We start from the raw sequence: 14,116 nt of genomic DNA on the forward strand, positions 1-14,116 counted from the left end.
ACAGTTGGATCGCCTGCGCGAATACATGCCAAACCCTGAAGATTCTGAATGATACGTAGGTAGTAGGCTAATGTAACATATCTGTTGGTTAACAAGACACTAAGCCCTCTTCATCGAACCGCCAAACAGACAGTCCAGCCAATCGATAGCCCACTATAGTGACAGTAAAGGTAGGCAGGAAACGCCGTGGCTAGGTAGTGGGCTAGATGGGGCTTGGAAATACCGACGAAAATCTGGCAGGTGTTCCCGTGTAAAGCGTAAAAAAAGATCAGCGACTGGTGTCGGAAAATGATCGCGACGATACACCGTGCACCACGAGCGCCGAATAGGGAAGTTAGGTAGCGGGAGCGCTGATAGCAGCCCTTGTTCTAGTTCAAGTTGAACCGCCAAGCGGGGCAAGACGGCAACGCCTAAGTGGGCCATAACGCCTTGTTTAATGGCTTCATTAGTGCCTAATTCAATGCGGTGGGGAAGGCCGACTTCTTGGTCAACAGCCAGTTGCTCAAATGCGATACGCACCCCAGAACCTGGCTCACGCATCAATACATAATGGCGCGCAAAGTCGGCTAATGTTGGTGCTTCCATGTGAAGTAGTGGGTGGTCTGGCCATACGAGAGCGATGAGTTCATTTTCAAGAATGGGCATGACTACCAGGTCGTCGTCTTCAGGCACCATGGCCATAATCACGACATCATCTTTTTGTTCTGCCAGTCTTTCCAGCGCTTGACTGCGGTTGCATACCTTTAGACGAATACGTACGTCGGGATAGCGTGCTCGAAACCGTGCTAGTAAATAAGGCACCACATACTGGGCTGAGGAGACTGCCGCGATGTTCAGCTCACCGCTAATGCTGCCATTAATCTCCGAGAGATTCATTTGCAGTCTAGAGAGCTGTCCGAAAATTTCGCGTGTGGAGAGCGCTAGGGTATCCGCGGCAGGTAGCACGTGCAGAGTTTTACCGGCATATTTAAACAGCGGCTGACCAAGAGCGAGTTCTAACTGACGAATTTGTGCGCTAACCGCAGGTTGTGTAAGTCCTAGCTGCTCGGCTGCGCGCGAGTAGGAGCGCTGGCGGTGAACTGCCTGGAATACCTGTAATTGTCGGAAGGTCAAACGGTTGAGTAGTGTAAGGGATGACATAACAACCTCTAGGTATACACCCTCCGAAGATAGAAAGTGCCACAAAACAAAAAGTCTCAGCATTACGCTGGAAATGCTACCACCGATGATGTGCGGCGTCTTTATGACAACAATGATGAATTTGCAAAGGTAAGCATCGACGTTATGCAGCGAGTGGCCTAAACTATATTGCATTGCAGCATCAACGCTTCGGGACGGATGCTTTGCATCAACCCAATGGGAGAATTTATGAACTTTCTCGCTCATCCTTTGTTGCCTGGCAGCGCGCTGAAAAGCCTGTGGTCAGGAGCGTCTGATCAAATGGCTCCATTACCGGTCGGCGAGGCCTTTGCTAGCATGGTAGATCCGTTCGGATTCGGACGGGCAGCAGCGGGCTATTGGCGCGACAGTATTGAGCGTAGCGTCCTGTATTGGGATGTTATGCGCGAACGCGGAAATCAATATCTTGAGCATATGGAGCAAACCAAGCCGAACGTGCTTGGATTTGATACAGAGGTGCTCATGGATGGACGCACGCTTCCCCATCCAACCAATTATGAGCTGCTGAGAGTTCTTCCCCCCAGCCATATTCAGATTGATCCTGAGAAACGACCGTTTGTTGTCGTGGACCCCAGAGCAGGTCATGGCCCTGGTATCGGCGGGTTCAAGCCTGATAGCGAGCTTGGGGTTGCTCTAAAGGCTGGTCACCCTTGCTATTTTATTGGTTTTTTGCCTTTTCCTGAACCGGGGCAAACCGTTGAGGATGTGGTAGAAGCGGAAATTGCGTTTTTGCGTCATGTTATCGCTCTGCACCCAGAAACAGCTGAAAAACCAATGGTGGTGGGGAACTGTCAGGCGGGTTGGCAAATAATGATGGCTGCGGCACTTGAGCCGGATGTGTTTGGTCCGATTCTTATTGCCGGTGCGCCGCTTTCTTACTGGGCCGGGGAACACGGTAAAGCGCCCATGCGCTATACCGGTGGCATGACCGGTGGAAGCTGGATTACTGCTTTAACTAGCGACATTGGTAACGGCCTGTTTGATGGTGCTTGGCTAGTACAGAACTTCGAGCGTCTCAATCCAGCCAATACCTACTGGAAAAAGCAATACCATCTGTATGACAACATTGATACCGAATCCAAACGCTATTTAGAGTTCGAGCGCTGGTGGGGTGGTCACGTTGTTTTAGGTGGTCAAGAGATCCAATATATTGTCGATAACCTATTTGTTGGTAATCGTCTCTCAACGGCCCAGCTGGTGACTCGCGATGGCCGCCGTATTGATCTTCGCAATGTGCGCTCACCTGTTGTCGTATTCTGCTCGCGTGGTGACGATATAACGCCTCCGCCCCAGGCACTGGGTTGGATTCGTGATTTATACGAAGGCGAAGAAGATATCATCGCCAACGAGCAGACGATCGTGTACTGCATGCACGACACAACAGGGCACTTAGGGATCTTTGTTTCCGGTAGTGTGTCGCGCAAAGAGCATGCTGAGTTCACGGCCAACATGGACTATATCGATGTTATGCCGCCCGGACTGTATGAGACAACGGTCTCGCATGTCAGCGAGCGAGATGATGCGGAGTTACTTGAGCGTGATTATTTGCTTGAGTTTACATCGCGTAACTTTGAGGAGCTGGATCAGGATGTAATGCATATCCCAGAGGATGATCGTCGGTTTGCAACGGTTGCACGTATTTCCGAAATCAACCTTGGTTTCTATCGGTTATACGTTCAACCCTGGGTGCAGGCCATGATGACGCCAGAAGCGGCACGCTGGATTCGTCGTATGCATCCTATCCGGTTAGGCTACAAGCTTCTATCTGATCGTAATCCGCTGACTGTTCCGCTGCCGGTGATGGCTGAAGCAGTACGCTGCAATCGTCAGCAAGTAGGTCAAGATAATGTTTTCAAAGCATTAGAAACGATGTGCTCCGATCAAATCGTCGCCAATCTCAATGCAGTGCGAGATTGGCGCGATAGCACGACGGAAAGGCTGTTTATGGACATTTACGGACAGCCACTACTGCAAGCAGCGGTAGGTTTGTATGGCGATGCGCATGTGCATCGTCGTCGTCCTGGAGCCGAGCCAGAGCATCAACGTTTTGTTGAAAACCGCAAAAATGAGCTGCGCAATAAAATAGCCCAGGGTGGCGCTCATGAAGCCGTCATGCGCTCAGTTATCTATGTGCTAGGTGGAGCGCCAGCGACAGATGAGCGCAATTTCAAACGGTTACGTGCTTCCCGTGCTGAGTTAGAGCCTAGTTCAACGTTGAGTGAATTTAAGCGTTTGGTACGCGATCAGTTCTTTATCCTGAAATTAGATCGTGAGCGAGCGCTATCGTCATTGCCCGAGCTGTTAAAAGGGCAAAGCAGCAGTGACATCGACGGGCATATCGAGCACCTTAAACATGTGTTCGCTGCGAGTGGTGAATTATCCGAGCACGCAGCAGAGCGTTTTGAGCAGGTGAAGATGCTATTTGATCAAGCGAGGCCGCCGAAAGCCGCTCAACCAAAATCTACTCAGCCAAAAGCCTTGAGCGCACCCGCTACTGACACTAAGCAAGCAGGTGACCAGAAGGCGGCTATTGATACGCAAACCGCTGCAAGCTCTCTAGCTGAAAGCGTGTCGACAGAGACAGTATCGACGGAAAAGGAGGCTACCCAACGCGCATCTACTGAAAGTGTTCCTGCTACTAATAATGTAGCAGCAGATGCAGCTAAAGAAGCAAGCAAGCCTCAGCCAAGAGCGGCGTCGCGTAGGAAATCACCGCGCAAGCGCTAAGCTTTGTAGCGTTTGTCTGCGCCCCTGTTTTGATACAGGGGCGTTTTTTTGTTTCCGTATTTTGGGTTGCCGTCTGCGTATTGGCAGTCTAGTGTCTAGCTACTTCATTATGAAAAATAGTACGGATAGACACCTTGCGCTTCAGCATTAGTTTGTTACTTATGCGTCGGTTGTTACTGGCGCTTGTTGCAGGCCTGGGGTAGGGTAGGCGCATTTTTCTCATGGTCGTCAAGTGGTAACGATAGGCGACAACGTATTCAGAGCATGGGCGATAGCGCCTGAGCATTAGGAAAGTGGAGCACTATGGGCAAGTCACTGGTCATCGTCGAGTCGCCTGCGAAAGCGAAGACGATCAATAAGTATCTCGGCAACGATTTCATCGTAAAGTCGAGCGTGGGTCACATCCGTGACCTGCCGACCAGCGGCTCAGGTAAGGCAGCCTCCGACCCGAAGGAGCGCGCTCGCCAGGCTGCGGCAACACGCAAGATGTCGGCGGAAGAGAAAGCAGAGTACAAAAAACGTAAGGCTCATGATCAGTTAATTCGGCGGATGGGCATTGACCCGGATAACGGCTGGGAAGCGCGCTATGAAGTGCTCCCTGGTAAGGAAAAAGTCGTTGCTGAATTAAAGAAGCTGGCTGAAAAAGCTGATGCTGTTTATCTCGCAACGGATTTGGACCGCGAAGGGGAAGCAATTGCCTGGCATTTGCGCGAGACGATTGGTGGTGATAACAGTCGTTATAAGCGCGTTGTATTTAATGAAATAACCAAAAATGCCATTCAGGATGCGTTTAAGTCGCCAGGGGCGCTAAATATTCCCCGGGTAGAAGCGCAGCAAGCGCGCCGCTTCTTGGATCGTGTTGTTGGTTTTATGCTTTCACCGTTGCTGTGGGCCAAGATTGCCAGGGGCTTATCAGCAGGTCGTGTTCAATCTGTCGCGGTTCGCTTGATCGTTGAGCGTGAACGCGAAATTCGTGCGTTTATTCCTGAAGAGTTTTGGGATGTCCATGCAGATCTCGCTTCCCCGGATGGCGAGCTGGTTAGATTTGCGTTGGTGCGTCAGGATGGTAAACCCTTCCGTCCTACCTCCGAAAAGGACACGCTTGCACGCATTGAGCAACTGCGCAAAGCCAAGCTTGCGATTACCTCCCGTGAAGACAAACCGACGAGCTCCAAGCCTACTGCGCCGTTTATTACCTCAACATTGCAGCAGGCTGCCAGTGGCCGGTTAGGGTTCTCTGTTAAGAAAACCATGACCATGGCTCAGCGTCTCTACGAGGCTGGTTACATTACCTACATGCGTACCGACTCCACCAATCTTTCAAAGGATGCGGTAGAGAGTGTTCGCTCGTTTATTGGTGATGAGTACGGAGCACGCTATTTACCAGACTCTGCTAACCGTTACAGCAGCAAGGAGAGCGCCCAAGAAGCCCACGAGGCGATCAGGCCCTCTAGCGTTGAGCGCAAGGCCAGTGACCTCTCTGGAATGGAGCGTGATGCAGAGCGTCTCTACGAGCTGATTTGGCGTCAATTTGTGGCTTGTCAGATGACGCCTGCTGAGTACCTTTCCAGTACGCTGAGTGTTGAGGTTGATGGCTACGACTTGCGCGCCAAAGGGCGAGTGCTCAAGTTTGATGGTTACACGCGGGTGATGAAGCCATCAGGTAAAAATGAAGACCAAAGCCTGCCTGATTTGCCGAAGGGCACGGCGATGGCGCTTGAAAAGCTTGACCCGCAACAGCACTTTACTAAACCGGCCCCGCGTTATACGGAAGCCAGCTTAGTAAAAGAGCTCGAGAAGCAGGGCATTGGCCGTCCTTCTACCTATGCTGCCATCATTTCCACGATTCAGGATCGTGGTTACGTGAAGTTAGAAAGTCGCCGTTTTTATGCTGAAAAATTGGGTGATATTGTCACCGAACGGCTGAAAGAGTCTTTCCCCGATTTGATGGATTATTCGTTTACGGCTCGGATGGAAGATAGCCTGGATGAAGTTGCGGAAGGCGAGCGTAACTGGCAAGCCTTGCTGGATGCTTTCTATGGTGAATTCAGTCAGGAGCTTAGCAAAGCCGAAAGCGACGAAGGAATGCGCCCTAATCAGCCGGTTCCTACGGATATTGACTGCCCAAGTTGCGGTCGCAAAATGCAAATTCGGACGGCTTCCACCGGTGTGTTCTTGGGTTGCAGTGGTTATAACTTGCCGCCCAAAGAGCGCTGTAAAACCACCATTGATTTAATCCCTGGTGAAGAAGCTGTTGCAGAAGATGCAGGCGAAGAAGCAGAAACCAACGCACTCCGTGCCAAGCGTCGTTGCCAGAAGTGCGGAACCGCCATGGATAACTATCTCATCGATGAGGGTCGCAAACTGCATATTTGTGGCAATAGCCCTGATTGTGATGGTTATGAGGTGGAAGCGGGCAAGTTCAAAATCAAAGGGTACGACGGCCCCATTATCGAATGCGATAAGTGTGGTTCTGAGATGCAGCTTAAGTCAGGTCGATTTGGCAAATATTTCGGCTGCACCAACAGTGAGTGTAAAAACACCCGCAAGTTGCTTCGTAGTGGTGAAGTGGCACCGCCCAAAATGGACCCCATTCCCATGCCGGAACTGGCCTGCCAGAAGGTAGAGGATCACTACGTGCTGCGTGATGGTGCCAGTGGCTTGTTCTTAGCGGCCAGCAAGTTTCCTAAAAATCGTGAAACCCGTCCGCCGCTGGTAAAAGAGCTAAAAGCCCACGCCGACGAACTACCGAAAAAGTATCACTTTATCTTAAAGGCGCCCAGCGAAGACCCGGATGGCCGTCCTGCGCAAATTCGCTACTCACGGAAAAATAAAGAGCAGTACGTGATGACCGATGAAGAAGGTAAAGCAACCGGCTGGAAGGCGACATTTGAGGCGGGTAAATGGCACGTGGAGGATAAGCGCAAGTGAGCCCACGTTCTCGTACCAACCAACTGCTTTATCAAGCTGAGCTTTTGGTTGGTCTTCCAGCAGGTAATGACGAACATGCTCAGGCTCGTCAAATGGCGATTGAAGAGAGCGCCTTGGCGCTCTTTGAGCTGGCATTAAACTCGCTGCTCAAAGAAGTGACCGAGCATGCGCGTCTTAACGAGCATGGCTGGCAAGTGCTCCTTAATGAGAAGGGGCCTGCCGTTGCTGAGCTGCAGCGCTTAAGAGATATGTTGCACCAGCCGGATAGCTGGTTGCACTGGCTGGTAGGGCAAATTGAGAAACTGCACAGTGACGAGGGGGCTAGTAAACGCGCAGTGCAGAACCCCTCAATGATCGCTGTCGGCAGCCAAGTGAGTGTTGCTGACCAGCTGTTAGCTAACCTTCATGCTGCAAAACGGGATATTGCTGCGTTACGTGAAACTAGCCAAGAGTGGTAATTATAACGACAAACGTATTGCCTAGAGAGAGTCAATCGCAAGAGGAGATATAGATGCGCTATAACCAAGTCAAAGACTTCGTTGAATGGGCCGCGGATTATCATGGGCGCATGGCGCGTCAGTATCGTGCTGCAGCTAATTCAAGCGACCAACAACGTCTTGTCATGGCGTTAACGTATTTAGCCGACAGAGAACTCCGGATGAAGACTGGGCTGGAGGCGCTTTTTAGTGATGGCTTTAATCATAAAGAAGTGTTGGAAATATGGTTTGATGACCCTAATGACTTTCCTCAGCCTCCAGCCCTTGAGGCACTTGCTCAACAAACGATTGCAGACTCAATTGATGAGCTGACTCGTGTAGCGGTTGAGTCGCATCGCAAGCTACAGGATCTCTATGAGCATCGTGCATCACGGGCAAAAATAGAGCCAGAGGAAACTTTTTTTAACGCCTTGGCGGAAGGGCATCATGCTGAAGCGCGCAAGCTAGTAACGAGTATGCAAGAATTCGAAGATATCTAGGCAGGCATTTGAAGTGATTTAGATAGCGTTTAATAATGGCGCGGTTGCCATATTGGCGCACTGGCTTGTTTTTTTGCTTTTTTGAAAGCACTGACATTTGGTGTGAGAATAAGGTATAACAACCGCCACAAATGCTTTGTTGGCTGGTGATGCTGGCCTATATAGAGAACGATAATGATGCCTGTAAACCGTCGCCGTTTTTTAGCGTTGGCGCTGGGCTGGCCTGCTGTGGCCAGTGCAGCGACTTCCGGTACCTTAAATAATTATGAGCCCACAGATCTGGTTGAGACGCTGCTTTCGCGTGCGAGTATTCCGCGTCACAGCAATGAACTTTGGGTATTAATTGATGATAAAGACGCCACGTTGAGTGTCTACCGTGGTAATGCGTTGGTTGAGCACTACGCGCCCATATCCCTTGGGCGAGGTGGGGCGAAAACCCAGCGGATCCGCGGTGATAATGTGACACCACTTGGCGAGTTTCGAATTAATCGATTTAATTACGAAAGTCAGTGGCATATCTTTATTGGTATCGATTATCCTACGCCACCTCATGCGAGGATGGCGCTCGAAAAAGGCATTTATTCCCAAGCGGATTATGATGCTTATTTTGATCACTATCAGCGCCACGGCTCACCGCCGCAGAATACGGCATTGGGCGGTGCCATTGGCATACATGGTATTGGCGAGGGTGATCCAGATATTCATGGCCAGTACCACTGGACTCAGGGTTGTGTTGCTGTCACCAACGAGCAAATTGAACGCGTTGCGTCGCTGGTAGGTGTTGGCACTCGCGTAGTGATCCGATAAGCTATGTCGTTGAAGGAAGTTAAAGGTTTTAAATACGTGGCTATAGACAACCGCTGTGGTCTATTATAAAACAGCGTTTGACTTGCGTGCATTGGTGTAATGCCATGGTACAAGTCGCTGTAAAGAACCTGCACCGCAGGTAGACAAAATTGAGCTAACGCTTTAGCCTTAAATTTGTCATACCCTTAACGTTGTACCCAAGGAAGACTCAAGGAGAACATTATGACTCTGAAGACTGCTCTGAAGATGACTGCCGCTGCTGCTTCACTGGCAATCCTGGCTGGCTGTGCTTCTACCAGCGCCCTGGAAGAAGTTCGCATGACTGCTGAATCTGCACAGGCTGACGCCGCAGAAGCACGCAGCATGGCTTCACAAGCAATGAACACTGCTAACCAAGCTCAGCGCGATGCGCAAGCTGCTCTGCAGATGTCTCAGCAGAACCGTGAAGAAATGAACCGCATGTTCCAGCGTTCCATGCAGAAGTAATTCTGCCTGGGCTCTAAGTGTTAAAACTTAGGGTTGCTGTAGATGTAAAAAAACCCCGCCTCGGCGGGGTTTTTTTATTTTGACTAAGGTTATGCTTCTTCCTCGGCTTGTGTCGCTGTTGTGAGCTCAATTTCTTCTAATAATCCATCAAGCTCCACAGGCTCTTCAACAGGGGCTGGTGCTGGTGCTTGGGGGCCATAAAGCGCTATAAGGCGACCATCCGGATTTTCTACTGCTAGTTTTACCTGGGCATAGTCAACTTCTGCTTGGTCTTCAGCAAGCTCGCTTACTCGTTCGATGGCATTAAGCAGTGGCTCAAAATCGCCAACGTTTTCTTCAAGCTGAGGGTAAGACTGCACAAACAGTGTGCCGTCCGCTGCCCAGCCTGCTTTAAACGGTGCATCCATCAAGTTGACTTGAGTGCCGGTAGGCATGCGCTCGTAGAGCGACTTGATATCTTCGGGGAACATGCGGATGCAGCCGCGGCTGACCCGCATGCCCACGCCTTCAGGGCGGTTGGTGCCATGAATCAGGTAGCTAGGCATCGCCAGCAATATAGCGTGACGACCCAGCGGGTTGTTGGGGCCAGCAGGCACAATAGAAGGGGCTGGTTCGCCACGTGCAGCTGCTTCACGACGCATAGAGGCTGGCGGCGCCCAGGCAGGATCTTTTACCTTCACTGTCGTGCGGGTAATGCCGATCGGTGTGGCAAATTCCTCACGGCCAACACTGACGGGATAGGTTTCAACAATGCCAGGGTTGTCAGCCGGATAATAATAGAGTCGCAGTTCAGACAAATTTACGACCACGCCTTCGCGGGGTGCAGGCGGTAAAATATAGCGCGCAGGTATAACGATTTCTGTGCCTTCCCCAGGTACCCACATGCTGACGCCTGGATTGGCCATGCGAATCTCTTCGTAGCCAATGTTATGGCGTCGCGCTATATCGATGAGTGTGTCTTCAGGATCTTCTACGACGACGGTGTAGTGTTCTCCAATAATGTCGCCTTCTTCAGGAAGACGAAAATGGCCGCGGGGTAGTTCTCTTTGCTCAGCGAGCTGGTCAGCGCTGGTAAGCGCCTCTTCTGTAGCAGGGGCTGAGCCTTCAGCTGTATCGGCTGAAGACTGTGCATAAATAGGGGTAGAGAGGCTTGCTGTAAGTAAGACAGCTAAGCTCGTCGGGCCCCAGGCGTTATATAACTTACGAATATTCATGGTGGTTCCTAATTAATTTATGCGCCACATTGCTGCAAACTAGCATTGTCAAGGGCGGCAGTTAGAGGGCCGTGCGTAGGGCTTTCATACAAGTTTGCCCCAAGGTTCACGCCGCCGCTACTTTTTGATTGAGTGTTGTAAGCAGAGCTTCGACTTTATCAAAACGCTGTTCGGTGGTTTCCATTGGGAATTCAAATCGTAAAGTGTCTGAGCCATCCAGTCGGTAGTGCTGTGGCGATTTTTGAATGAGCGTCACAAGGGTTAACGGATCGACCTGGGTAGAGCCGTTGAAAAGCACTCGTCCACGGTTCTCACCGGCTTCAATGCGCGCTACACCCAGTTTTTCAGCGCGGTGGCGAAGCCTAGTCTGACGTATCAGGTTCTTCAAGGGCTGAGGAAGGAGCCCAAAGCGATCAATAAGCTCGACTTGTAGCTCCTTAAGCTCAGCGTCGCTCTGGGTATTGGCGATACGTTTATACATCACCAGGCGCTGCTGTACGTCGTGAATATAGTCGTCAGGAATCAGCGCCGGCAGATTGAGGCTAATCTCGACACCGGTGTTGAAGGGGGCGTCAATGTTAGGCGTTTTGCCCGCACGGATAGCCTTCACCGCGCGATCCAGCATTTCCATGTAAAGCGTGTAGCCGATGGTTTCCATTTGGCCGCTCTGCTCGTCGCCTAGAAGCTCGCCTGCGCCACGTATCTCCATGTCGTGGCTTGCTAAGGTGAAGCCAGCACCGAGATCATCAGAGGCGCTAATCGCTTCCAGACGTTTCACGGCATCTCGTGTCATTGCCTTGGGGGGCGGCGTTAGTAGGTAAGCGTATGCTTGATGGTGGCTGCGTCCAACACGGCCACGCAGCTGGTGTAGCTGGGCCAAGCCGAACTTATCGGCGCGCTCAATCAAAATAGTGTTGGCGCTGGGCACGTCAATGCCGGTTTCGATAATGGTAGAGCACACCAGCACATTGAAGCGACGATGGTAGAAGTCTGACATGACTCGCTCAAGGCTGCGCTCGGGTAATTGGCCGTGAGCGACAGCAACCCGTGCCTCTGGCACCAGTTCGCGGATTTGTTCGGCAGCGTTTTCAATCGTTTTGACTTCATTGTGCAAAAAGTAGACTTGTCCGCCGCGTAATATTTCACGCAGCAGGGCTTCTTTAATGACGCTGCTATCTCGCTGTTGCACAAACGTTTTGACCGATAAGCGCCGTGCTGGTGGGGTGGCAATAATCGACAGGTCTCGGATGCCGCTCATGGCCATGTTCAAGGTGCGCGGAATCGGTGTTGCCGTTAGCGTCAGAATGTCGATTTCGGCGCGCAGCGTTTTGAGTTTCTCTTTCTGCGCGACCCCAAAGCGGTGCTCTTCGTCGATAATCAAAAGCCCCATTTTGGGCAGCTCAACGCTTTTAGACAGCAGTTTATGAGTACCGATTACAATGTCGGTTTGGCCATTTTTGATGCTTTCCAAGGTTTGCGTCATTTCCTTGCCGCCTGTGAAGCGTGAAATAAGGCTAATATTCACAGCGGTGTCGGCAAAGCGGTCGCGGAAGTTTTCAAAGTGCTGGCGAGCTAATAGCGTAGTGGGCACAAGCACCACTACTTGGCGACCAGTCTGAACGGCTAGGAATGCAGCACGCATGGCGACTTCGGTCTTGCCAAACCCTACATCGCCACAAACGACGCGATCCATTGGCTGAGGAGAGATCATGTCGCTTATTACTGCTTCAATGGCTGCCTGCTGGTCAGGGGTTTCTTCAAATGGGAAGCTGGCAGAGAAGCGAACGTATTCATCGCCCGGCGTATCATAAATGAACCCTTCCTGAGCCTCCCTCCGGGCGTAGATGTCGAGTAGCTCAGCGGCAGTGTCGCGGATTTTCTCAGCCGCTTTACGGCGTGCCTTTTCCCACTGATCTGAGCCTAACCGATGCAGCGGAGCGAGTTCGTCATCAGCGCCGCTATAGCGAGAAATAAGATGCAGGCTATCGACCGGGACATAAAGTTTGGCACCGTCGGCATATGAAAGCGCCAGGAATTCGTTAGCTTGACCGCCAGCTTCAAGGGTTTCCAGCCCCAAGTAGCGGCCGACGCCATGTGCTTGGTGAACAACCGGTGCGCCTTCTCGTAACTCAGATAAATGGCGCACGGCCAATTCGTTGTCGTCGGTCGCTTTTTCTCGCCGCCGACTCTGGCGCACGACATCGCCAAAGAGCTCAGTCTCGCTGATTACCGCGACATTCGGTTCGGTAAGCCACAAGCCGCTGCCTACCAAGCTTTCAGTAATGGCAATGCGATCAGTGCTGCTTAAAAAGTCTTGGAAGCTGTCAATATGGGGCAGGCTTAATTTAAGCGGCGCCAATACTTCTTCTAACGCTTCTCTGCGTCCCCGTGACTCGGCAACAAACAGTACCCGCGTAGCTTGCTGTGCATCCAGAAAGGTAGCCAGTTCGTTAAGGGGTTGCTTGGCGCGAGCGTTAATTGCCAGCGAGGGTAGTGCTTGGGCCTTCGGCGCCAGGGCATGGCGTTGCGTGTTGTCTTCGGTTAGTTCGATTCGGGGGCGGGCTTTTATCGCCGAAAAAACGTCATTAACGGGAATGAACGCGCGAAGCGGTGGTAAAAGGGGGCGTGTTGGATCAACACCCAAATTCTCGTAGCGTGATTCAATGGACTGCCAGTGTTGCTCAGCTGCTTCGAATACACTAGGCAACAGTGCTACACGGGTGTCATCGGTAACGTGCTCAAATAAAGAAGCGGTTTCGTCGAAGAACAGTGGCAAATATTGTTCCAAGCCCGGGGAGGGGATGGCTTTCAGTGCATCGTTATAGAGAGGGCACTGGCGCGGATCAACATCAAAAAGCGTTTCAAACTGTTCTCGGAAGCAAGCAATAGCGCTGCGACTGAGTGAATACTCATGAGCTGGGAGTAGCTCAATCACATCGACTTTATTGGTCGAGCGCTGATTGCCAGGGTCAAAATGGCGTAGCGTATCGATTTCGTCATCAAACAAATCGATACGAATTGGCTCATCCATACCCATGGCGAAAAGGTCGATAATTGCGCCGCGCATGGCGTATTCGCCAGGCTCGTAGACCGTTTCTACGGCACGATAACCTGCCCGCGATAGTGATTCGCGAAATGTTTCCCGATTTAGCTTAGCGCCCGCTTTTAGCGTCATCACGCGCCCAGCGATGTATGATACGGGAGGCAGACGCTGCATCAGCGTATTGATTGGCACCAGCACAATGCCGCGTACGCCATCCTGCAGTAAGCGCAGCGTGCGTAGGCGTGACGAGATAATATCCTGGTGCGGGGAGAAGCTGTCATAAGGCAGTGTTTCCCAGTCTGGAAAGGGTAGAACGGGAACATTGCTATAGAATGCCAGATCCTGCTCCAGGCGCTGTGCGCTGGCAGTGTTCGGCGTAATAACCAATAATGGTGCGCTTAACGCGACCTGAGCCAGCGCCAGGGCAGTTGCACTGCCCGGCGGCGCTGTTAGGTAGAGCGTGTCGCGAATCCCTTTGGGTTGGGGCGGTTCGAGCAGAGAAAAAGAGGACATAGTCACGGTATCGTTTTGCGCTGAAACGGAATCTGGATCATACACGATCAGTACTTTCAGGCAGAGGCCTGCGCAAAGCAACCACTAGTAGTTAAGTAAGCCTTGTGGTTCCGATACACTATTGTGGTTTGTAGTCAATCCGCTTTTTCTGTAATACCCCTACATGTTGTGCGACTATCCATTCATTGCGGCATGTAGGTAAGCCCAGGATAATGCTCCAGGAAATTTCTTTTCACTACC

9 protein-coding genes are annotated in these 14,116 nt (G+C 51.5%); 6 read left to right on the forward strand and 3 right to left on the reverse strand.

Going from position 1 to position 14,116, the window contains the following annotated elements:
• Positions 1 to 153: 153 nt before the first annotated feature.
• Positions 154 to 1,140: a LysR family transcriptional regulator gene (locus ACN06F_RS07525; protein WP_038483619.1), complete on the reverse strand. Its 987-nt coding sequence runs from the start codon at positions 1,138 to 1,140 to the stop codon at positions 154 to 156.
• A gap of 228 nt (positions 1,141 to 1,368) precedes the next feature.
• Between ACN06F_RS07525 and ACN06F_RS07530 the strand changes: the two genes are divergently transcribed.
• The 6 genes from ACN06F_RS07530 to ACN06F_RS07555 all read left to right on the forward strand — a co-directional run bounded on the left by ACN06F_RS07530 (position 1,369) and on the right by ACN06F_RS07555 (position 9,106).
• Entirely contained in the window at positions 1,369 to 3,906 is a 2,538-nt protein-coding gene (locus ACN06F_RS07530) for a DUF3141 domain-containing protein (protein WP_433924966.1), read from the forward strand.
• A gap of 303 nt (positions 3,907 to 4,209) precedes the next feature.
• Complete coding sequence (gene topA / locus ACN06F_RS07535) at positions 4,210 to 6,837, forward strand: type I DNA topoisomerase (protein ID WP_433924967.1); 2,628 nt, start codon at positions 4,210 to 4,212, stop codon at positions 6,835 to 6,837.
• Positions 6,834 to 7,295: a DUF6586 family protein gene (locus ACN06F_RS07540; RefSeq protein ID WP_038483624.1), complete on the forward strand. Its 462-nt coding sequence runs from the start codon at positions 6,834 to 6,836 to the stop codon at positions 7,293 to 7,295. The genes topA and ACN06F_RS07540 overlap by 4 nt, the downstream gene beginning before the upstream one ends.
• A gap of 53 nt (positions 7,296 to 7,348) precedes the next feature.
• The gene (locus ACN06F_RS07545; RefSeq protein ID WP_433924968.1) at positions 7,349 to 7,813 is read left to right on the forward strand and encodes a 2-hydroxyacyl-CoA dehydratase; all 465 of its coding nucleotides are present in this window, start codon (positions 7,349 to 7,351) and stop codon (positions 7,811 to 7,813) included.
• 174 nt (positions 7,814 to 7,987) lie between these two features.
• Positions 7,988 to 8,620, forward strand: a complete 633-nt coding sequence (locus ACN06F_RS07550) for a L,D-transpeptidase family protein (RefSeq protein WP_038483627.1) — start codon at positions 7,988 to 7,990, stop codon at positions 8,618 to 8,620.
• 222 nt (positions 8,621 to 8,842) lie between these two features.
• Entirely contained in the window at positions 8,843 to 9,106 is a 264-nt protein-coding gene (locus ACN06F_RS07555; RefSeq protein WP_009723517.1) for an Lpp/OprI family alanine-zipper lipoprotein, read from the forward strand.
• A gap of 89 nt (positions 9,107 to 9,195) precedes the next feature.
• Here the strand turns inward: ACN06F_RS07555 and ACN06F_RS07560 are convergent, their stop codons facing one another.
• Positions 9,196 to 10,320: a L,D-transpeptidase family protein gene (locus tag ACN06F_RS07560; RefSeq protein ID WP_433924969.1), complete on the reverse strand. Its 1,125-nt coding sequence runs from the start codon at positions 10,318 to 10,320 to the stop codon at positions 9,196 to 9,198.
• Positions 10,321 to 10,426: 106 nt separating this feature from the next.
• Complete coding sequence (gene mfd / locus ACN06F_RS07565; protein WP_433924970.1) at positions 10,427 to 13,876, reverse strand: transcription-repair coupling factor; 3,450 nt, start codon at positions 13,874 to 13,876, stop codon at positions 10,427 to 10,429.
• Positions 13,877 to 14,116: the final 240 nt, after the last annotated feature.

It is taken from the genome of Vreelandella sp. 21, from assembly GCF_050995515.1.
Taxonomy (GTDB): domain Bacteria; phylum Pseudomonadota; class Gammaproteobacteria; order Pseudomonadales; family Halomonadaceae; genus Vreelandella; species Vreelandella alkaliphila.